The organism is Bacteroides sp. An279 (genome assembly GCF_002159615.1).
In the GTDB taxonomy this organism is placed as follows: domain Bacteria; phylum Bacteroidota; class Bacteroidia; order Bacteroidales; family Bacteroidaceae; genus Phocaeicola; species Phocaeicola intestinalis.
The window spans coordinates 1-19,566 of record NZ_NFJA01000070.1 but is presented as its reverse complement, the minus strand read 5'-3'; the positions used below and the strand labels follow the sequence as shown (position 1 = coordinate 19,566).

Below are 19,566 nucleotides of genomic sequence, written 5' to 3'. Positions count from 1 at the left end.
GGCAAACAACTTTGTAGAAAACATCTTTTCCACATGTATGGCACTGCATAATCTCAGAATTAAAATCAACCCTTGGAACTATCATAACTAATTTACATAAACTCTATTGTAAAAAGCTTTTTGGATTTTATTAATCGATTTGATGGTAAAGTTCCATATTTGGATCAAGGTGTCATAAATGGAGTAATACCTAATCATGGTATATTGCCACTTGCTTATAATGTTCAATCTCCTATTTATTTAATCCATAAATATGATGATTTATTGAAATTTTTCTCTATGAATACTTACTATTCTTTAGAAGAATTTCTTCAGGCAAGATCTAATCCAATTATATTGCATTACACTTCATTTTTTGCCGAGCGTCCTTGGTTTAGATTTTGTTTGCATCCTAAAAAAACTATATATAGAGATTTGTTACAAGAAACACCTTTTGCAAAAGCGTCTCTTCAAAGGAATCAATATGGATGGGGAAGGAAATTCAAAATGCTTCTGTTCAATTACTTACAGCCTATTTATCTTGCTCTGAAATTTAGTAAAGATAAAATGACCCGATTAAAGTCGCTTATAAAATGGTATTGAAATATATCTCTAATAGGAAAAAATATAAACTCTGCAACATCGCCATCTGGCTGTTCTTTTTCCTGCTAATTTTCGAGGGAGCTTTCCGTAAATGGTTCTTGCCTTCCCTGTCAGATATATTTTTGGTCATTCGCGACCCGTTGGCAATCTATTTGGTATGGATAGCTTGCAAACGGGGATTGTGGAAGAACCCGTTTGTGCGTATATCCTGGGGCATAGCATTTATTACCCTGATTACAACTCTTTTGTTCGGCCATCAGAATTTATTGGTAGCTCTTTATGGAGTCCGCATTTGGATATATTATATACCTCTCATTTTTGCCATTCCCTTGTTTATGAACTTGGATGACGTGATGTCAATGTGCAAATGCACCTTGTATATTACTATGGGAATGACCCTGCTGATGTTGTTGCAATATTTCACTCCCCAAACTTCTTTTTTTAATGTAGGGGTAGGTGGGGAAGGTAGCTCCGGATTTTCCGGTGTAGGTAACTATTTCCGTCCTTCCGGGACTTTCTCTTTCACGAATGGGATTGCATTGTATATGGTATGGGCAGGCTGCAGCTTTTTTGCCTGTTTTTTCTCTAACCGGAAGTGGGAAAAGCGTAAGTTTTGGGTTAGTCCATATATCTTATGGGCATCGTTTGTCTGTTGGGTAGTTGCTGTTCCCGTCTCTTTATCCCGTGCTGTGGTGGCAGAAGTGGTGATTATATTTTTGTGGGCTATGGGACTGGCTTTTCTGACAAAAAAATATAAGAAGAGTCTCTTTTATTTTATGGCTATTTTATTGGTGCTTTCTCCGTTGTTGTTAGCTAATCAACGCATACAGATAGCCGTTGATAATATGCAGGAACGTTTTGTAATGGCTGGAAAATCGGAAGGAAACTTTGTGACAGAGAGCATTGTCGAGCGAAAGATCGTGAGTATGTTCAGTGACCTGTTGAATAGCAATGAAGTGCCTTTCTTTTACGGGGAAGGCATTGGGATGAGTACCAATGTGGCAGCAGTGATGTTGACTGGGAAAAAACAATTTTTGACCAAAGAAGGAGGTTCAGACTCAATGGAAAATGGCTACCTGATGGGCTGCGTAATGTTTTTGTATAAATGGATTTTGCTGTTTTATATTTTCTACCGGTGTGTGAAAGTACGGACATGTACGCTACTTCCCTTACTATTTGCTGTATCTTTGTTTCTGATACGTCCAGGAACTGGGCAAACTCCTGCGGATGTTGGCTTTAGTGTTTGGGTAGCTGCCATGACATTGACATTGGCTGTAAAGTCTGAATATGAAATTATTCATACTCGTAAGTGATGGATATTGTATTTGCTACGAATAATGAATTTTGTCCTTATGCTGCCATAGCGATAACTTCGTTATTAGAGCATAATAAAGGAGAAATTTGGATTCATTTGTTTACAATTGATGTAGATGAATCTAATCTTCAACGGATAAGTCAGCTTGTCTCTTCCTATATTGATGCGAAATTGCTGATTTATCCGGTAAATGCAAGTTTATTGGATGGATTCCCTAATCCGGGTGTTTATTCTTGGGCTGCTTATTTAAGGTTATTGTCTGTATCGTTGTTGCCTCCTTTAGATAAAGTGTTGTATTTGGATGCGGATTTGATTGTAATGGGATCGTTGCAAGAACTGTGGAATATGGATATTTCGGGATACTCTTGTGCGGCTGTCTACGATACTATTCTTTCGTACTCCATCACTAAAGATTATATCGGGTATGATTATTATGCTGAAGGTTACGCCAACAGTGGGGTTTTATTAATAAATTTGGCTTATTGGAGAGCACATCATATTCAACAACAATTGATGGATTTTCTGAAAACGCACTTGGTAAAACTTCCGGATCAAGATGCCATCAATGCCGTTTTGCACGGAACTATCAAGTTTATTCATCCCCAATGGAATTGTCATACGGGTTATTTTGCGTTTCCTCCTTTGGTGCGGAGCGATCAGAAGAAATATATAAAGACTTTGTGGCGTAATGCACGGATTGTACATTTTACAGGTCCTGCCAAGCCGTGGTACCGAGAATGTGTGAATCCTTATAAAAAGGATTTTAGGAAATGTGCGCAGCTTGTACCTTGGAATGGAATTTGCGATTTGAAATTGCAATCCAATAGGAGAAAAAGTCTTTTGATCATTGCTTTGCGGCATTGTAAAAATGTCGTGGCGATGTTTTTTTCTATTTTTTATGGGGATTAGGATTTGAAGCGGTTGGTTTAATTAGGAATTTCTTAGGAAAATGGAACATATATTACTTTCTCATCCCACCGGAAACGCCAACGTCCGCGCTTGGACCGAAACTATTGACCAACATGGCTTGTTGGAAAGTTTCCACACCAGCATCGCCTGTTTCCGGGGCAGTCCGCTCTATCACATAAGTGTTGGTCCTTTGAAAGATTTCAGGCGCAGGGAATTTGACAAAAATCTTCAAGGAAAAACTTATACGTATCCTTGGAAGGAGTTGGGGCGTATGGTCTCCACGAAGTTAGGGTGGCAAGGCTTGACAAAACATGAGAGTGGAATGTTTTGTGTAGATGCGGTTTATCATTATGTAGATGTTTGTGCAGCCCGGTATATTCGGGACAAGCATGCACAGATGGATGCCGTATATGCTTATGAAGATGGGGCATTGCGGACTTTTCAGGAGGCCAAACGTTACGGAAAGACTTGTTTTTATGAATTGCCCATTGGCTATTGGCGTGCCATGCGGGAATTATTAGAAGAAGAACGGCAGAAAAATCCGGCATGGGCAATGACGTTGGGGGGCTTTCAGGATTCCGATACAAAATTGACGCGTAAGAATCAGGAACTGGCTTTGGCAGACAGAATATTTGTAGCAAGTAGTTTTACCAAACGAACATTGCAATGGTTTCCGGAAAGGTTGTCGGATGTCGTAGTGGTGCCCTATGGCTTTCCCCCTGTTAATCGGGAACGGATTTATCAACCATGGAAAGGCAGGAAAATAAAACTTTTGTTTGTGGGCGGATTGTCACAGCGAAAGGGTATATCTTATCTGTTTGAGGCGGTTGATGGTCTGGAGCAAGCCGTAGAACTGACAGTGGTAGGCAGTGGCGCGATAAATGCATGTCCGGCATTGCAGAAAGCATTGGCAAAAGTGCATTATATACCAAGCCTTCCTCATAGCGAAGTATTGAAGCTGATGGCAGAACATGATTTATTGCTTTTCCCTTCTTTGTTCGAGGGGTTCGGATTGGTGGTAACAGAGGCTATGTCTCAGGGTACACCGGTGGTTACTACAGACCGGACTTGTGGTCCGGATGTAATAACTCATGGCAAGGACGGGTGGATTTTTCCAGCAGGTACGTCAGAGCCTATAAAGGAATTGCTGGAAAAGTTGATTGCGCAGCCCGATATGTTGCAGCAGGTAGGAGAGGCAGCCAGACAAACGGCAACAGCCCGTCCGTGGAAACGGTATGGGGATGAGATGCTGTCCTGGATACTTTAAAGTATGATGGAATTCGTCTTTTTTCACCGTGCCACTTGTTGTGGCCATAGCATCACCCGTAGTTTTGCTCCGTTGATAGCGGAGTTGAAGAAGCGGTATCTGGTCAGGGAGTATAATGTCCCTTATGCAGGTGCTCATCCGCTCAATATACTCAGAAACATTCTCTTTGTCCGCAAACACCGGAGCAAGACCGGGGTTAACCACGTGACGGGTGACATTCATTATTGCATTTTAGGCTTGATGGGCGTACAATCCATACTGACTGTTCACGATGATTATGCCATCATCAAGGCACCTAATGTGTGGAATAGGATTTATAAATGGATTTTCTGGATTTATTTGCCTATAAAACTGGCTGACCGTACCGATTGTATCACAGAAGAGACCTATCGGAAAGTAAGACGCTATGTGCATTCACGGAAGATGGGTGTGTTCACTCCCCATGCCGTGGATGTAGGGTATCATTTCTTTCCTCATCAGTTGGACAAATCCTGTCCGCGTATTTTGCAGATTGGTACAGATCCGCAAAAAAATCTGGAAAGTACCATTCGGATGCTGGCTGGACAAAAATGTCATTTAAGAGTTGTTCGGGAGATGACCCCAGCCCAGCATAAGTTGGCAAGAGCATTGAACGTGAATTATTCCAATGTTTATAACTTGACAGATGAAGAAATGCTCCAGGAGTATGAAAAGGCCGATATAGTTGTTTTTCCTTCCATCTACGAAGGCTTTGGCATGCCTATTATGGAAGCGCAAGCCATTGGCCGTGCGGTGATAACCACTCGCAGGGCTCCTATGGATTGGGTGGCGGGCAAAGATGCCGCGTTGCTGGATAATCCTTTGGATATACAAGAATATCGCACGTTGTTTGAAAGACTGGTTCGAGATGATAACTATCGGGCGCAGGTTATTGTTGCCGGATTGGAAAACGTAAAACGGTTCCGTCCGGAAATGGTAGTGGAAAGATATATCAGCCGTATCTAATATTTTTGATATAAATTATCCTAGCGAAAATCATCTTGATTACAAGCTAATGTTAATATTCAAAACGAATTAGTTTAAGATACAGAAAAGTGTCCTTTCATAAGGGATGCCCTAAGTTAAGTGCTTATAAAAGTTGTAACAATATGTCCGCTGATTCTATTGTGCGTAAACCGGAGTTTGATATTCTGAAAGGCTTGTTGATTGTTACGGTTGTAATGGGACACACTTCTTTCAAAATTCCATTGATAGATGTGTATTGGTTTCATATGCCGGCTTTTTTCATGATAACAGGTTACCTTACCCGTACATTCTTAACTCCCGCAGATGTTGTCATCTCAATAAAAAAATCTTTAATGTTTACCAATTGCGAAGAATAGCAAAGTACATTTTCCCATACTTCGCATACTGCATTGTGTTTTATATCATTTTTCATCCTGAACCTATCCTTAAAAACATTGCGCGTGTGTTTTATGCCGGAAGTTTTAACATAACAGTTTATAGTTTCCCTTTTTGGTATATAAATGCGTTGTTTGTGGGTTCAATGGCTGTAGGTATGGCGCATTCGTGGAAGAGTAAATATAAGTATTTGGTACTTGTGGCGATATGGATTGTTTTGCACGTCGGTATTTTGAAGTTATTGCCCATTCCTTTGCCATGGGGAATTGACAATGCCTTAGGGGCAATTATATTTCTTGCGGCAGAACAATGTATTAGTGGAAAAGTGATAGCACACTATATGGTAGATTGTTTATCCGGTAAGGAGCCGTGTCAGCCATGGAAACGATGATTATTCTCCACTACATCCCTTCCCTCGACCGTTCTTCCGGCGGTACTACTGCCTATATGCAGCTTCTTGCGGCAGAATTAGGTAATTTAGTTGACCTGTATATTGTTACCCATCCTTCTCAGAATCCTGTGATGGTGGCGAATGCTCGCGTTTGTTTTATTAGTGCTTCCTTGTTTGGGGGAATGCAAAAGAAGTGGTGCCGGTTATTGAATGAGATACATCCGAACATTGTACATATTAATGGTTGTTGGATGCCTCAGTGTGCTTGTGTTCAGTGGTATGCGCAGCAAATGGGGTATCGAGTCGTATTATCACCGCATGGTATGTTAGAACCATGGATTATGGCTCGCCATTATTGGATACGGAAACTGCCTGCTCTTTGGCTGTACCAGAAAAGGGCGGTAGCGAAAGCCGATTGCCTGCACGCTACGGCAGAAAGCGAGAAGAAGAATCTGCTGAAGTTGGGGTGTAACCGGAATATTGAAGTCATTGCCAACGGCATTGATGTGGACAGCATTGCTATCAAACCGTTGTGGAAAAGAAACAGGCAGATTTTGTTCTTGTCGCGTATCCATGTAAAGAAAGGCATTGAGTTTCTTTTGGAAGCAGTTGCCGTACTGAAAGAGAGGCTGCAAAGCTATACTGTTTATATTGCAGGGGAAGGTGATACAGCTTATATAGACCAGTTGAGGGCTAAAGCGCAATCGTTGGGTATAGGGCAGTTGGTTAAGTTTTGCGGCGGAGTATATGGAGACGAGAAGTGGAGGCTGTTCCGGCAATCCGACGTGTTTGTGCTTCCTACTTATTCGGAAAACTTCGGCATCGTAGTGGCTGAGGCTTTGGCATGTGGAACACCGGTCGTAACAACCAAAGGGACTCCATGGGAAGAGTTGCAGACGTACCGTTGCGGTTGGTGGACAGAGATAGGCACGCAACCTCTTGTTGAAGCTTTGAACGTTTTCCTTTCGTTAGACGAACAGGAATTAGAAGCGATGGGGGAGAACGGGCGCAGGCTGGTAGAAGAAAAGTATTCGGTAAAGAACATGGCGGAAGCTATGGTCAGACTGTATGATAAAGTTTTGATGAAGCAATAGAAATAGGATGTAAGCACTTGTAAATTAATGATTAATAAGAATTTGCAAAAATGGATTCCTAACAGCTATGCAAAGATTTCCTTTTAAGGTACGTAAAGTCGTATTTCAGAAATTAGAAGAAATAGTAGACATAGTTTCGAACTTAAGCATGCATTTTGATGAACATAAGTGACTTGGCCGTTTCACATAAGTAACTCGGGCGTTTCACATAAGTAAGTCAGCCTTGTCACTTATGTTCGTTTGAGCGGACTGTTTTTTTTCTGATTTCAGCAGACTCTTTCTTCCTTTTCAGAGTTGCCATGCTATATGCTTGAACTGTTAAATTCCCAAGAATAGTGGGTGATTTACTTAATTGCCATAAGTAGCGTTAGTGAAGAATTTCGTAGTATCCACGCGGATAAGTTGGCGCATTCGGGCGTATGCTGAGATGTTTGCGGATGTTCAACTTAATTTAATCGTATATGAATTTGGCGAAACACACGCCCGGATATGTGGCTTTATCGGTAAAAGTTAAAAGAGCGATTTGGAATGTGGTTTGTTTTTGCCTGTTCCGTCCTTTCCCTACCAAAATATTTCGTCCGTGGCGTATCTTTTTGCTTAAATTGTTTGGGGCTAAGGTGGAATGGGATGCAGAAGTGTATGCTTCTGTCCGGCTTTGGGCACCGTGGAACTTGCAGATGGGACACCGGGCGTGCTTGGGACCTGACGTGATTTGCTATAATCAAGACACGGTGTTGCTGGAAGATGATGTTGTGGTGTCGCAATACAGCTATCTGTGTACGGCTTCGCATGATGTGGACATGCTGAATACGGCAGACGACTCATTGATTACCGCTCCTATATGGATAAGGGAAAAGGCATGGATAGGGTCGAAAGCTTTTATTGGTTTAGGGGTTTGTATAGGAAAAGCAGCCGTAGTAGGTGCAACGGCTTCGGTATATAAGAGTGTGGAGGATTATCTGGTAGTGGGAGGTAATCCGGCGAAAATCATTAAAAAAAGAATTATTAAGAATGAGTAATTCCATTGCCGCCATCATCCTCACAAAAAACGAGGAGAAGCATATTGGGCGTTGTATCCATTCGCTGGAAGGTGTTTGTGACGAAATTTTTGTGATTGATTCCTTCAGTACGGACAAGACTTGTGAAATAGCTGAAGAGTTAGGAGCAAAAGTATATCGGCATCCGTTTGAGAATCAAGCTAAACAATTTAATTGGGCTATCAATGTTTGTTCGATTTCTTCAGATTGGATTTGGCGGGTTGATGCGGATGAATATGTTGAAGAGACTTTAGCAAAAAAGGTTATAGAAAAAATCGATGCTCTTCCTGATGATATAAACGGTATTTATGTAAATAAGAAAATTGTTTTTATGGGAAGGCCGTTGCTGCATGGTGGTTGGTATCCTGCACAGCAGATAAAAATTATCCGTAAGGGATTTGGTGCAAGTGAGGATAAATGGATGGACGAACACTTGATTGTTTTTTCAGGTGATACCATATCGATTAATGGAGATCAAACGGATGATAATCTGAATGATTTGTCTTGGTGGACGCAAAAGCATAATGGTTATTCGGACAGGGAAGCTATTAATATGCTTCTTATGGAATATGGTTTGGATAATCAGGAGAAAGAGGTACAACCTAAGTTTTTGGGGACAGGAGCGGAACGCAAGCGTTGGCTGAAGCTGAAATATATCAAAGCTCCTCTGTTTGTACGTCCGTTTATTAATTTCTTTATCCGTTATATCCTGAAAGGCGGGTTCCGTGACGGGAAAGAAGGCTTTATCTGGCACATCTTGCAAGGTTTTTGGTACCGTATGTTGGTAGATGCCAAAATCTATGAACTGAAAAAACGTTTCGATTTCGATAAAGAGCGAATTAAGACTTATTTGATAGAGAATTATAAGCAATGTGCTAATAAATAATGTGCTAATAAACAATGTGCATTATCAACATTATCACATTGGCACATTGACACATTATCACATTAGCACATCAGCACATTTTTTTCAACTGTTATTTCATGGTGAAAATTTCTATTATCACTTCTTGTTTTAATCGGGAAGCGACTATCGGGCAGACAATCGAAAGCGTATTGTCTCAGGATTACGAGGACATTGAATACATCATTGTAGACGGTGCCAGTAAGGACAGGTCGCTGGAAATAATCAATTCGTATCAAGGGAAAATCACGAAGGTAATATCTGAACCCGATACAGGAATGTATGAAGGTATTAATAAAGGTATTCGTCTTGCAACGGGAGATGTGGTGGGGTTGTTGCATTCGGATGATTTTTTTTTCGATAATCATATTCTTTCAGATATAGCTGATGTGTTTTGCAAGACACAGGCAGATATGGTCTATGGGAATGGGCTGTATGTGGATGGAAAAGATACAAATCGTGTCATACGGAATTGGATAAGTGGAAATTACCGTTATTGGAAGGTCCGGATAGGTTGGCTTCCCTTACATTCTACAGTCTATATTAAACGTACAGTGATGGAACGGTTGGGACTGTATGATGAAAGTTATAAGATAGCATCTGATTCGGAATTGCTTTTAAGGTATTTGTATGAAGAACGGTTGCATGTAGAGTATCTAAACAAATATGTATTAAAAATGCGTGTGGGAGGGCTTTCGACCGATGCGGCACGCAGGATACAGATGTGGAAAGAAGACGTGAGGCTGTATAAAGAGCATGGTTTTTGGGGAGTACCTGAAAAGCTGATGAAGATGGGTTGGAAGATACCCCAGTTTATCGAAGCGAAACTGAAACGGAGTTTTACCAATGACTGACCTGAGAGAGGCTTTCTGTTTTTTCTTACGCAGGGGATTGGGCGACATGCCGCAAACGAGAGAGCCGGAGCATGTCCTGACACGTGAGGAATGGAATGAGTTGTTCCGTATGGCTTCTGTGCAGGCTGTATCGGGAGTTTTTATAGACGGGGTGGCATCTGTGTCTTTACGTCCCGACCGTGACTTGTGGGAGCAATGGATTGCCCACTTGTTTTACCTGGAACAGATAAACGAGCGTATTGCCTGCAGGGAAGAAAAATGGGTAGGAAGGCTTGCTGAGGCAGACATTCGGGTACAGGTGTTCAAAGGTTCTTCGGTGGCAGCATGGTATCCGTATCCGTTGCACAGAAGTTTTGGAGATATCGACCTGGTGGTAGAAGAGGGTTGGCAAAAACTGGAAGAATGGTTGCATGGGCAAGGTGTTCCGTTTCGGAATGAATGGGGCGACCTGGTGGTGCATGAAGAGGGATTGACTACTGTAGAGTTTCATCCGCATCGGGAATATCTTTATAATCCGGTGATGAATGTCCGTCTTCAGGACTGGCTGAAAGAAGGGAGCAGTAACGAGCTTTATTTGGTTTGCCTGATTGTGCACCTGCGGCGGCATTTCCTGACGTATGGGATTGGTTTGAAGCAGGTGTGTGATGTGACGATGATGTTGCGTCGTGCGCATTTGAATCAGTCTAAGCTGGCATATATGTTGGAGCGGTTACGTTTGAAGAGGTTCAGCAGGTTTTTGTTCGGATTTATAGATACTTATTTGGGAGGGGCGAATAGTTATCCTTTTGTTCCTCTGTTCAGCGATAAAGATTTTGCCTTGATGCGTGAGGTGATATTTCATGAAGGATGTTTATTGAAACAGGTTCAAGAGGAAAAGGGATCGAAAGAGCGTTTTCCTTTTGTACGGACAGGCAGGCATGCCTGGTTCTGGATGAGGCGGAGCCTGCGGCTGGGCGGCATGATGCCCGATGAGGTGTGTTGGTTCTTGCTGCATCAGGTTATGCGAAGGGTAGGCTTTTAGTTGACGAGTAGACAAGGTTTCTGAGCCTTGTTTCTTTGTCATCTTGTCAACTTGTTCCCTAAAAATAAGAATTATCAACCATTTAATATTTAAGTAAAATGAGAAAATTAGTAATGGGAATTGGAATGTTGCTATTGTTATTCGGTAGTAATGTTCATGCACAAACAGTGGTAAGCGATACTTTGGTAAATGAGGAGATAATAGAGCCTCAACCTACGGATGATAGGTATCGTGTGGTAACTAACCGTTTTTGGGATAACTGGTTTGTCTTAGGAGATTTTGGCGGACATGCTTACACGGGTGATTATGTAAGTGTTGGAGATTTTTCGGGGACGCTGACGCCCGACTTCAATGTAGGTATTGGTAAATGGTTTACACCAGGTATCGGTGTGAAAGCACAATTCGGTTTGTCTAATTCGAAAGGCTACAGCAAGGAAGAAACGTACTTTACGTATGGGGATCCGTTGACTGCTGCAGATGGTACGCTTTACTGGAAATCGAAAATGAAATGGTGGGACATTAATATTAATGCCATGTTCAACCTTTCGCGTCTGATTAAGGGATATGAAGGAAAAGAATCGGATGAATTGATGAATCAGTTTATTGCTTCTGTCGGCATTGGTGCAGTGCATCATCGGGATATTCCGCAGCAACGTAATGAATGGAGTGGGCATTTCGAATTGCAATACAGCCGTTTCTTTGATAAAAAGAAACGGATTTCACTGGATGTGAAAGCACATGCCATTTTGTTTCAGACGAACTTTGACGGTATAGTCCTAAAGGAAAACAATGAAAACAGTAAATGGTGGGATGGAAACATTGGGTTAAGTGTCGGTGTGACTTATTACATTAAAAAACGTCATTGGGACAGATGTATTCCTTGTCAGAATCCAGTGTATATCAACAATACTTATCTGCCTGTCCCTGTACAAGACTGTCCAGAATACAGAACGTTGGAATTTTATGTATTTTTCCCGAACAATTATTCAGGACGTGATGATGCACCTATCGTAGCAGGTGCTCCTGTCAATGCTGTCGATTATCTGGCATCGGGTATCTTTACACAAAGAAAGTTCGTAGATGCAGACGCTGTAGACGGACGGCTGACTTCGGGTACATCTCTGACTTCATTGGCAACAGAGGATATACCGACTGAAAAAGCTTATCGGTGTATGTTGATAGATGGTGTTTCTCGTGGATATGAAATGTCTGAAAGTCCGATTTCATTGAGTATGGATCCTGCAAGTATGCGTACGTTCGAAGAAAAGATGGATTATTTTTATGCACCGATTTATGAAGGTGGAAAGACTTGGTATTATCGTGTCGATAAAGAGACTACGACACAAAGCCTATTGTCTGACGATAATTATCGTGAAAGTGCTTCGTATGGCTTGAATGCACATGCCGGACTGAATGTGATAAAAGAAAATATGAAGGTGGAAGATAGTCATACAGCTTTGTATAGTTTTGCTGACGTTTATGCTGCCATCGAAGGCAATGATGGTTATGTGGCACAGGCAGCTGATAGTGCAAGTGTGAAAGAATTGATTGAGGTACTGAAGAAAGGACGTATCTTGAATATACAGGCGGAAGGTTTGGCTACCAGTCAGGATAATTATATTGGTGAGAATGCTGAGAACGTTGGTTTGGAGCGTAACAAAACATTGGCATACAATCGTGCACATACTATAATCAAGTGGCTGAGAGGTAATGCGATGTTTGACAATGTGGCAAACAGTGCTTTCTCAATTAGTGCGTTGACCGACCCGATTGTAACAGTAAATGATAAGAGTACACGAGGTTTGAACGCAAAACTGAACCGCTGCGTAAAAGTACGGATTCATTGCGTGATTGATAAATAAGTAACAAGGTGACGAGGTGTTGAAGTGACAAGGTCCTGAATCGTTTGGCTAAAGGTTTTTTAAAGTCTTGTCACCTTGTCACCTCGTCATCTTGTCACCTTGTTACCTTCAAAAACGATTATGGCATCCATCCATCAGAAATATCAGGAAGCTATTCGGCTGTATGCCGAGACCGACTTGTCTGCGGTGCAGATAGCCAAAGCATGTAATGTGGAAGTAGCTGGCTTTCGGGCTTATCTGGGCAGGCATCATAGGGATTTATTGCTGAAGCGTTATGGCATGGAAGGCATGGAATGTTCGGTAAAGCTTCGTTCGAAACGTGGGCAACGGCCGGACGCTCATCTTAAATATAAGGAAGCAGTAGAAGCCTGTGATAACCTGTCGTATATCAGATTGAGTATTTCGGAAATAGCTCGCATGTTTGGTGTTACTGCTACGGGACTGGGCAATTTTCTGCGCCTGCATTATCCTGATGTGCTGGAACGGAGGGAAAAGGCAAAGTTACGACTGGGAATAGCTGATAATACCTGGCGTGGTGCGCGGCGCCAATGTGCGGAAGTCTATACGCAGGCAGTAGAGATGTATAAGACTACGGATATGACGATATCCGAAGTAGCAGAGTTTTGTGGTGTATCCATAGGCGGACTGAGCCAGCATCTGCGCTTCTATCATAAAGAGGTGATAGAAAAACGTTTTTCCGAACGTGAGCAGGCGAAGAAAGGTAAGAAAAAAATCGGACACATATCCGGGAATGGCCGGAAACACGTTCCTGATCCGGAAACAGTGGAAAGGTACCGGGAAGCTCTGGAACTGTACCGGAACACGAATCTCATTGTAAAGGATATTGTGCAGCGGGCGGGAGTTCCGTTGGAAGGCTTCCGTTATTACCTGCGTACATGGCACCGGGATTTGATGTTGGAACGAAGGGGAATGTCGGCTGCGGGAAAAGACCGGGATGATATTGATTTGAGTATTACCAAACGTTACCTGAAATCGACTTCTGCCAAATATGCCGATGCCATTGACAGTTTGAAAGCCAATCCCAGACAGGTGGCTAAGGTGGCTGCAGAGTTCGGGTTGCATCCGGAGACGTTTCGGATGTATCTGAAAGAACATGAGCCGGAACTGTCGAAGAGGTTAGGGATGATGAAGGCTGCAAACGGGAAAACAGTATCCAGGCAGGCTGCCGAGAAATATGCGGAAGCCGTGCGCCTGTATGAAACGACAGATGAGGAACTGAAGTCGATAGCCAAACGGTTGGGATTGGTATATAATAGTTTGGGAGGATATGTGAGACGTAATTGTCCGGAAGCCAAACAGCGGCATGAAGCGATTGTGGCAAAGAAAAAGACAGACTGATGAAGAAATATTTTGCAAATGAAAAAGAATTAATTGCAGATTACTTTGATGGGTTTAATACCAATCTTTCTTGGAGCCGACCATGGGGTACGGGATAACGTAGTTGTTGCTGGCAAGAATTGACTGCGTAAATCTTCGATGTCAAAAGCCATGATGATATAATGAATTCGATTGGTCTCTAACGTAATGCCAGGTATTTGTGCTTGGAACCACGAAGCACCTTCATCGCTTGAATAATCAGAAGATTTGTATTTGATGAATGCATATATACTGAAATCCGTAGCAGGAATTGAAGTATTGAGAGGGGATAATAAATAATTGGAAGCATCTGTTACATATCCGAACCCTTGATATAAACCGATGCCATTGTCTCCGGTTGTATATGAATATTGTACTCGCTCAAATGGTTGATAGGTTTGGTCATTGGTTGCATAGTATCCTCCTACATCATCGGATGCAACTTTATCGTTTAAAACATCGTATTGATGACAGAAGTTGGGACCTAAATAGAGCTTAATAGAAAAATCATCTGGGTTACATTTTAATTCAGTAGACCACTTTACTGAATCTATACTATTTTCTGTACTACCATCAGCTGTTACATGTGTAAACATAAAATAAACTCTGAATCCAGTGACGTGTCTTGTCATTGTTATGGTCGAAATATCTTGCTGCATTAAATCGATAAGTTCGTCTTTTGTATAGGTTTGGCTCTTAAGCAGTTCTTTGTTTATCTCATCGTTTTGTACGAATACATTGCTTCCACTGACGGGAGTTGCTCCACTGGTTTCGGCTTCCCAATAAGGGCCTTCAATTGTTGAGAAATAGACTTTATCATCTGCACTTAAAGTCATTTCTTTTTCTCCTGCACGTATAATGTATCCTCCTCCGTTTTCTTCATCTTTAACTTCTACTTGCATGTGGATACCTTGGCAACCATCGCAATGTTCTACATTTTCTAAAGGTATTCTTATTGACTGATGTGTATTATCTGTTTTTGCTGAATGTATGTAAATGTAATCGTATGGATATACATTGGTAAATTCTCCATTTTCAGTATCTAATCCCCTTGTCTCGCTTTTTACTCCCGGTTCGGCTGTTAGTGTGATATCTATGGAATATAATCCAGGTTTAACAGATTGTTGTACATCTGTTGTTTCTGTATCGTCTGTACATGACATCAGCCCTCCGCAAAATAGCAGAGATATTCCTATCAAAACGTTTTGAATTGTTTTCATGTTTACTCTCCTTTTTAATTAATTGCTCCCACTTCCATTCCACCTCTTCCATGTAATGCTATTGGCATCAGAACTTGAACGGTGGTCAATTCGGGTTGTTCCTCCAAATTGGTCATCTATCAATATGCATGGACTTGCATTATAAACGGTAGTGCTGCATACCGCCTCATTAAAATCCCATTCAACAACTTTTGCTGTTGGTTTAGTATATTCCTTTTTCATCGCTTTATAAATTTGGTTTTTTACTGGACAAAAGTAAAGATTATCTTGTATCGATGGTAAAAGCAGGGGTGACGGTTCGTCACGAAGAGGTGATAAAAAGTCACATGTCCTGATTTTAGATACGTCTGTCTCTCCAACAGGTTTTAACCGATGCCTTTTCGTGCTATCAATAGTGCCTGTACGATGCCTCGCAAAGCCAGATAGACGAGAAAGCCTATCCATAAGGCATGATTCTGGAGCGAGTCATGCAGGGTATAATAAATAAGGAAGAAGCTTGCTGATGCGGCAAACATTCCTTTCAGCATGATGGATGTAGCGGTGGCTCCGATGCAGATACCGTCGAGTAGGAAGGCAGAGAAACCGGCAAGTGGGATGGCAAGCACCCAATAAAAATAAGTGCCCGAAGCATCAATTACTGTCTGTTCGTTGGTGAGCAGGCCGAGGAATCCTTTTCCTCCGATGCCATACAGGAGGGTGAAAGCCAGCGAGAGCATAATACCCCAGCCGAAGAGGTGGCGGACGGTGCGGAGAAGTTCTGTACGGTTTCGTGCACCGATGTATTTTCCGGTCAAAGCTTCGCCAGCGTATGCAAATCCATCCATAATGTATGAGAACAGGGTGAAAAGCTGCATCAGCAGGGTATTGACTGCCAGTGTAACATCGCCATACGCAGCTCCTGTAGAGGTGAAGAATACGGTGACTGCTACCAGGCAAAGTGTGCGCAGGAAGATGTCACGGTTCACCTGGAAGAAGCGTGACATTGCTTTACGGGTGAAAACGGCTCCTTGTCTGACATATTTGCGCAGGGGACGGTAATACCGAAACCACAGCAGGTATGCCATAAAGAGTCCGGCGTATTGGGCAATGAGGGTTCCAAGTGCTACTCCTGCCACTTTCATATCGCAGGCAAACACGAAAAACAGGCTGGCGACAATGTTTACCACGTTTTGTGCGATGGCTATGAACATCGGGAAGCGGGAGTTCTGCATCCCGATAAACCATCCGGTGAACCCATACAGTCCCAACGTGGCTGGTGCTCCCCAAATACAGATATGAAAATAAAGTGATGCGAGTTCTCTAACTTCCGGGCTGGCATCAATCAGGTGGAAAGCGATGATGCGGATGGGATATTGCAATACCAATAAGGCAAGTGCCAATAAAAGGCTGATGCCTAACGAGCGGAGCAGGATGCGGGTCACTTCAGGAAGATCGTGTGCACCGTACGATTGTGCCGTGAGTCCGCTTGTTCCCATGCGCAGGAAACCGAATATCCAGTAAATCATATTAAACAGCATGCCGCCTATGGCTATGGCACCGATGTAGGAGGCCGAGCCTAAATGGCCGACAATGGTGACATCTACCAGTCCCAGCAGGGGAACGGTGATGTTCGAGACAATGGAAGGAAGGGCAATATGCAGTATGCGTTGGCTTGTGAATGATATATTGAGTGACATGTGTTATCTTATAAAGGTGGTTTACAATTCGAATGAAACTTCTTTGAACAGGTATTTCCGGAGGGTGCCTTTTTCGTCTTCCAAGACCAGCCTTCCCGAAGGTTCTATATCGTGTATGCGGGCAATGAAGCGACCTTTACCATCACGGTAAGGATGGAAACCTGTTTTGCGGTACAGCATCTGTTTGTATTGTTGGGCAATTTCATCAGTGCATCCCGCTTCCAGCAGACCGTAATACCAGCTTGTACGTTCCATTACTTGTTCCAGGATTGTAGCCGGATTATAAAGTAGACCTGTGATTTGCGTAAGCGAAACGGGGTTGGGAGCATTGCTTACAAACCGTTTTTGGTTCAGGTTGATGCCTGTACCTGATATGGAGCGGCTGACGTATGCACCGTCCCAGTCGTTCTCGATGAGGGTACCGCATAGTTTCCGGTCTCTCCAATAGATATCGTTGGGCCATTTGATGGAGATACTGTCGGTATGTGCCGAAAGTGCATCGGCAAGTGCCAGTGCCGTGACTTGTGAGAGAAGAAACTGCTGTTCGGCTTTCAGAGAACTGGGATATACCACGAAGCTGAATAGCAAATTGGCTCCCGGTTCAGATTCCCATGTATTGCCACGTTGTCCGCGTCCTGCTGTCTGGTATGCGCTGTACACGCAGGTCAGGTTGGCTTGAGGCTCGTGGTCGCATAAGGCGGCAAGATAGGAGTTGGTCGAAGTAGTTTCTTGCAGATATATAGGTTTAGGATATTTCATAAAGTAATCAGAATTAAATGATATTATCTTTTGAGGAGTTAAGAAGCTATTTTGAATTTCTCCAAAAAGTTTTTCTTGGCCTGATGTATCCGTTTTCGTGCGTGCTTTGGGCGATTTTTTGGTCCTTTTCGCTCCTGTTCTTTGTCAGATATCCCACTATCTTCCCATAGTAAAGACGCAAGATTTTGCGTCTCTACAAAAACTCATCCCCAATCATCGCACGATAAATTCAAAACAGCTTCTAAGAAGTTCCATGCCGGCTCATTTATTTATATGAATGTCCGCATTTCACCAATAAGGAGTTAGAAGCCAATACATTTACTAATGGAAATCCTAACAGAACTATTGTCTTTTAACTCCTGTGAGCGAAGCGGGCATAACTCCTTTTAACTCCTTTTCATACCATTGACATTTTGCGGATATTCAAATAAACAAAATACGAACATCTACTCATTATTATATATATTAAAGGTGTTACCAAATGGGCGGCAGGAATGCATTTTCGATATGCTCAATGTGGAAGGGAGGCTTTTCGCCTATTACCGTTATTACATCGAAACGTGCCGGGAGGTCGAGTTCGAACTTCTTGATGTATGAGTCTGCCAGTGAGACCAGCGTGCGTATTTTCCGGTCGTTTACCGCATCTTCGGCGTGTCCGTAGGTCTCGTTCCTTCGGGTCTTTACTTCCACAAAGACCAGCTGTCCGTCTTTTGTCGCTATAATGTCCAGTTCGTTTCTTCCCCGTCGCCAGTTGCGGTGGAGGATGCAGTATCCTTTTTCGGTCAGGTAGCGCACCGCTTCGTCCTCACCTTCCTTGCCCAGGTCGTTATGTTCTGCCATATTTGTACGTTTTTTGTGTGCAAAGTTACGTAATCTTGTTGTATTTTCTTTGCTTTTCTAATTTTAATCTTGGTCTGCTTTGCAGAAGAGAAAAAAGTGAACTAATTTTGCACTCAAGATGATGAACAATGGAAAAAAACGGAAGAAAGTGCCGGCGTCGGTTCCTCCGCGTAGGCAACGGATGGTGTGTCTGCTCAGCGAAGAGGAGGCACAGATTATTGAGCGCTACCTGAAACACTATCAGATAACCAATAAGGCACGGTGGTTCAGGGAAACGGTCTTGACGTTTATTCATCAGAAAATGGAAGAGGATTACCCTACTTTATTCAAAGAACACGATATGCGGAGGTAACGGGATATGGCAGATGATACGTTTTATATGAAACAGGCGTTGGCTGAGGCAGAGAAAGCATCGGCAAGGGGAGAAGTGCCTGTAGGTGCGGTGGTAGTATGCCAAGGCCGTATCATTGCCCGTGCACATAACTTGACCGAAACCTTGAACGATGTGACGGCACATGCCGAGATGCAGGCCATTACGGCTGCGGCAAATGCATTGGGAGCCAAGTACCTGAATGATTGTGCGCTTTATGTAACGGTAGAACCGTGTGTGATGTGTGCTGGAGCCATAGCGTGGGCACAATTGGGCAAGCTGGTGTTCGGCACCGAAGACGAGAAGCGCGGGTATATGCGTTACGCACCTGCGGCATTACATCCGAAGACCGAGGTGGTTCAGGGTATCTTGAAAGACGAGTGCGCCGGTTTGATGAAGGGGTTTTTCCGGAGACGCCGGTGAAGGTCGTTACTGGTTATAGCTCCTTTTATTAAAGAACCATACTACCCTTATGATTCTTTTTTATTTTACAGATAGTCTGGTGTAAGATTAATAATGGACTTATATGCGTGTGAAATTTTCAAATCACAGAGGCAGAAAATGCACATTTTAAAATACCGTTTAAAGTATAGAGGGAGTTAGAAGCTGTTTTGAATTTCTCCAAAAAGTTTTTCTTGGCTTGATGTATCCGTTTTCGTGTGTGCTTTGGGCGATTTTTTGGTCCTTTCCGCTCCTGTTCTTCGTCAG

Annotated in this window: 21 protein-coding genes; 16 read left to right on the top strand and 5 right to left on the bottom strand. The window is 42.7% G+C overall.

What is annotated here, in order from left to right:
* Window positions 1-120: 120 nt before the first annotated feature.
* The 14 genes from B5F78_RS12105 to B5F78_RS12040 all read left to right on the top strand — a co-directional run bounded on the left by B5F78_RS12105 (window position 121) and on the right by B5F78_RS12040 (window position 13,975).
* Window positions 121-582: a hypothetical protein gene (locus tag B5F78_RS12105; protein WP_087406821.1), complete on the top strand. Its 462-nt coding sequence runs from the start codon at window positions 121-123 to the stop codon at window positions 580-582.
* Window positions 573-1,895, top strand: coding sequence for a hypothetical protein (locus B5F78_RS12100; protein ID WP_087406820.1), 1,323 nt, complete (start codon window positions 573-575; stop codon window positions 1,893-1,895). Before B5F78_RS12105 ends, B5F78_RS12100 begins: the two co-directional genes overlap by 10 nt.
* Window positions 1,895-2,806: a glycosyltransferase family 8 protein gene (locus tag B5F78_RS12095; protein WP_087406819.1), complete on the top strand. Its 912-nt coding sequence runs from the start codon at window positions 1,895-1,897 to the stop codon at window positions 2,804-2,806. Before B5F78_RS12100 ends, B5F78_RS12095 begins: the two co-directional genes overlap by 1 nt.
* 40 nt (window positions 2,807-2,846) lie before the next feature.
* Window positions 2,847-4,073 (top strand): glycosyltransferase family 4 protein, encoded by a 1,227-nt coding sequence (locus B5F78_RS12090; RefSeq protein ID WP_087406818.1) that lies wholly within the window; start codon window positions 2,847-2,849, stop codon window positions 4,071-4,073.
* 3 nt (window positions 4,074-4,076) lie between these two features.
* Window positions 4,077-5,057, top strand: a complete 981-nt coding sequence (locus tag B5F78_RS12085) for a glycosyltransferase (RefSeq protein WP_087406817.1) — start codon at window positions 4,077-4,079, stop codon at window positions 5,055-5,057.
* Between the two features lie 143 nt (window positions 5,058-5,200).
* Entirely contained in the window at window positions 5,201-5,434 is a 234-nt protein-coding gene (locus tag B5F78_RS18085) for an acyltransferase family protein (protein ID WP_087406816.1), read from the top strand.
* Window positions 5,435-5,469: 35 nt separating this feature from the next.
* Window positions 5,470-5,844 carry a hypothetical protein gene (locus B5F78_RS17635; protein ID WP_206421954.1) on the top strand — a complete coding sequence of 125 codons (375 nt, stop codon included), beginning with the start codon at window positions 5,470-5,472 and terminating at the stop codon, window positions 5,842-5,844.
* Window positions 5,841-6,938, top strand: a complete 1,098-nt coding sequence (locus tag B5F78_RS12070; RefSeq protein ID WP_087406814.1) for a glycosyltransferase — start codon at window positions 5,841-5,843, stop codon at window positions 6,936-6,938. Before B5F78_RS17635 ends, B5F78_RS12070 begins: the two co-directional genes overlap by 4 nt.
* A 461-nt stretch (window positions 6,939-7,399) precedes the next feature.
* Window positions 7,400-7,957 (top strand): hypothetical protein, encoded by a 558-nt coding sequence (locus tag B5F78_RS12065; RefSeq protein ID WP_087406813.1) that lies wholly within the window; start codon window positions 7,400-7,402, stop codon window positions 7,955-7,957.
* Window positions 7,950-8,861, top strand: a complete 912-nt coding sequence (locus B5F78_RS12060; RefSeq protein WP_087406812.1) for a glycosyltransferase family 2 protein — start codon at window positions 7,950-7,952, stop codon at window positions 8,859-8,861. Before B5F78_RS12065 ends, B5F78_RS12060 begins: the two co-directional genes overlap by 8 nt.
* A 101-nt stretch (window positions 8,862-8,962) precedes the next feature.
* Complete coding sequence (locus tag B5F78_RS12055) at window positions 8,963-9,733, top strand: glycosyltransferase family 2 protein (RefSeq protein WP_087406822.1); 771 nt, start codon at window positions 8,963-8,965, stop codon at window positions 9,731-9,733.
* On the top strand, window positions 9,726-10,754 hold the full coding sequence (locus tag B5F78_RS12050; RefSeq protein ID WP_087406811.1) for a nucleotidyltransferase family protein: 1,029 nt from the start codon (window positions 9,726-9,728) through the stop codon (window positions 10,752-10,754). The genes B5F78_RS12055 and B5F78_RS12050 overlap by 8 nt, the downstream gene beginning before the upstream one ends.
* Window positions 10,755-10,852: 98 nt before the next feature.
* On the top strand, window positions 10,853-12,616 hold the full coding sequence (locus tag B5F78_RS12045; RefSeq protein WP_087398352.1) for a hypothetical protein: 1,764 nt from the start codon (window positions 10,853-10,855) through the stop codon (window positions 12,614-12,616).
* A gap of 120 nt (window positions 12,617-12,736) precedes the next feature.
* Window positions 12,737-13,975 carry a hypothetical protein gene (locus tag B5F78_RS12040; protein WP_087406810.1) on the top strand — a complete coding sequence of 413 codons (1,239 nt, stop codon included), beginning with the start codon at window positions 12,737-12,739 and terminating at the stop codon, window positions 13,973-13,975.
* A 29-nt stretch (window positions 13,976-14,004) separates the two neighbouring features.
* On the opposite strand, the gene B5F78_RS12035 is transcribed toward B5F78_RS12040, so the two are convergent.
* The 5 genes from B5F78_RS12035 to B5F78_RS12015 form a co-directional block, all read right to left on the bottom strand.
* Complete coding sequence (locus tag B5F78_RS12035; RefSeq protein ID WP_087406809.1) at window positions 14,005-15,213, bottom strand: hypothetical protein; 1,209 nt, start codon at window positions 15,211-15,213, stop codon at window positions 14,005-14,007.
* An 18-nt stretch (window positions 15,214-15,231) separates the two neighbouring features.
* Window positions 15,232-15,435 carry a hypothetical protein gene (locus B5F78_RS12030; RefSeq protein ID WP_087406808.1) on the bottom strand — a complete coding sequence of 68 codons (204 nt, stop codon included), beginning with the start codon at window positions 15,433-15,435 and terminating at the stop codon, window positions 15,232-15,234.
* Window positions 15,436-15,578: 143 nt separating this feature from the next.
* Window positions 15,579-16,889, bottom strand: coding sequence for an MATE family efflux transporter (locus tag B5F78_RS12025; protein WP_087406807.1), 1,311 nt, complete (start codon window positions 16,887-16,889; stop codon window positions 15,579-15,581).
* Window positions 16,890-16,910: 21 nt separating this feature from the next.
* Window positions 16,911-17,648, bottom strand: a complete 738-nt coding sequence (locus tag B5F78_RS12020; protein ID WP_087249649.1) for a biotin--[acetyl-CoA-carboxylase] ligase — start codon at window positions 17,646-17,648, stop codon at window positions 16,911-16,913.
* 474 nt (window positions 17,649-18,122) lie between these two features.
* Window positions 18,123-18,488 (bottom strand): YraN family protein, encoded by a 366-nt coding sequence (locus B5F78_RS12015; protein ID WP_022040681.1) that lies wholly within the window; start codon window positions 18,486-18,488, stop codon window positions 18,123-18,125.
* A 118-nt stretch (window positions 18,489-18,606) separates the two neighbouring features.
* Here B5F78_RS12015 and B5F78_RS12010 point away from each other — a divergent pair, with 118 nt between their 5' ends.
* Both B5F78_RS12010 and B5F78_RS12005 read left to right on the top strand, forming a co-directional pair.
* Entirely contained in the window at window positions 18,607-18,840 is a 234-nt protein-coding gene (locus B5F78_RS12010) for a hypothetical protein (protein WP_022040680.1), read from the top strand.
* Window positions 18,841-18,846: 6 nt separating this feature from the next.
* Window positions 18,847-19,281 (top strand): nucleoside deaminase, encoded by a 435-nt coding sequence (locus B5F78_RS12005; protein ID WP_087406806.1) that lies wholly within the window; start codon window positions 18,847-18,849, stop codon window positions 19,279-19,281.
* Window positions 19,282-19,566 lie beyond the last annotated feature (285 nt).

Coding starts and splice junctions, on each gene's coding strand:
- B5F78_RS12050 (WP_087406811.1), top strand. CDS start 9,726: ATGACTGACCTGAGAGAGGCTTTCTGTTTTTTCTTACGCAGGGGATTG.
- B5F78_RS12065 (WP_087406813.1), top strand. CDS start 7,400: ATGAATTTGGCGAAACACACGCCCGGATATGTGGCTTTATCGGTAAAA.
- B5F78_RS12025 (WP_087406807.1), bottom strand. CDS start 16,889: ATGTCACTCAATATATCATTCACAAGCCAACGCATACTGCATATTGCC.
- B5F78_RS12085 (WP_087406817.1), top strand. CDS start 4,077: ATGATGGAATTCGTCTTTTTTCACCGTGCCACTTGTTGTGGCCATAGC.
- B5F78_RS12100 (WP_087406820.1), top strand. CDS start 573: ATGGTATTGAAATATATCTCTAATAGGAAAAAATATAAACTCTGCAAC.
- B5F78_RS18085 (WP_087406816.1), top strand. CDS start 5,201: ATGTCCGCTGATTCTATTGTGCGTAAACCGGAGTTTGATATTCTGAAA.
- B5F78_RS12005 (WP_087406806.1), top strand. CDS start 18,847: ATGGCAGATGATACGTTTTATATGAAACAGGCGTTGGCTGAGGCAGAG.
- B5F78_RS12090 (WP_087406818.1), top strand. CDS start 2,847: ATGGAACATATATTACTTTCTCATCCCACCGGAAACGCCAACGTCCGC.
- B5F78_RS12045 (WP_087398352.1), top strand. CDS start 10,853: ATGAGAAAATTAGTAATGGGAATTGGAATGTTGCTATTGTTATTCGGT.
- B5F78_RS12020 (WP_087249649.1), bottom strand. CDS start 17,648: ATGAAATATCCTAAACCTATATATCTGCAAGAAACTACTTCGACCAAC.
- B5F78_RS12030 (WP_087406808.1), bottom strand. CDS start 15,435: ATGAAAAAGGAATATACTAAACCAACAGCAAAAGTTGTTGAATGGGAT.
- B5F78_RS12015 (WP_022040681.1), bottom strand. CDS start 18,488: ATGGCAGAACATAACGACCTGGGCAAGGAAGGTGAGGACGAAGCGGTG.
- B5F78_RS12040 (WP_087406810.1), top strand. CDS start 12,737: ATGGCATCCATCCATCAGAAATATCAGGAAGCTATTCGGCTGTATGCC.
- B5F78_RS12060 (WP_087406812.1), top strand. CDS start 7,950: ATGAGTAATTCCATTGCCGCCATCATCCTCACAAAAAACGAGGAGAAG.
- B5F78_RS12010 (WP_022040680.1), top strand. CDS start 18,607: ATGATGAACAATGGAAAAAAACGGAAGAAAGTGCCGGCGTCGGTTCCT.
- B5F78_RS12070 (WP_087406814.1), top strand. CDS start 5,841: ATGATTATTCTCCACTACATCCCTTCCCTCGACCGTTCTTCCGGCGGT.
- B5F78_RS12095 (WP_087406819.1), top strand. CDS start 1,895: ATGGATATTGTATTTGCTACGAATAATGAATTTTGTCCTTATGCTGCC.
- B5F78_RS12035 (WP_087406809.1), bottom strand. CDS start 15,213: ATGAAAACAATTCAAAACGTTTTGATAGGAATATCTCTGCTATTTTGC.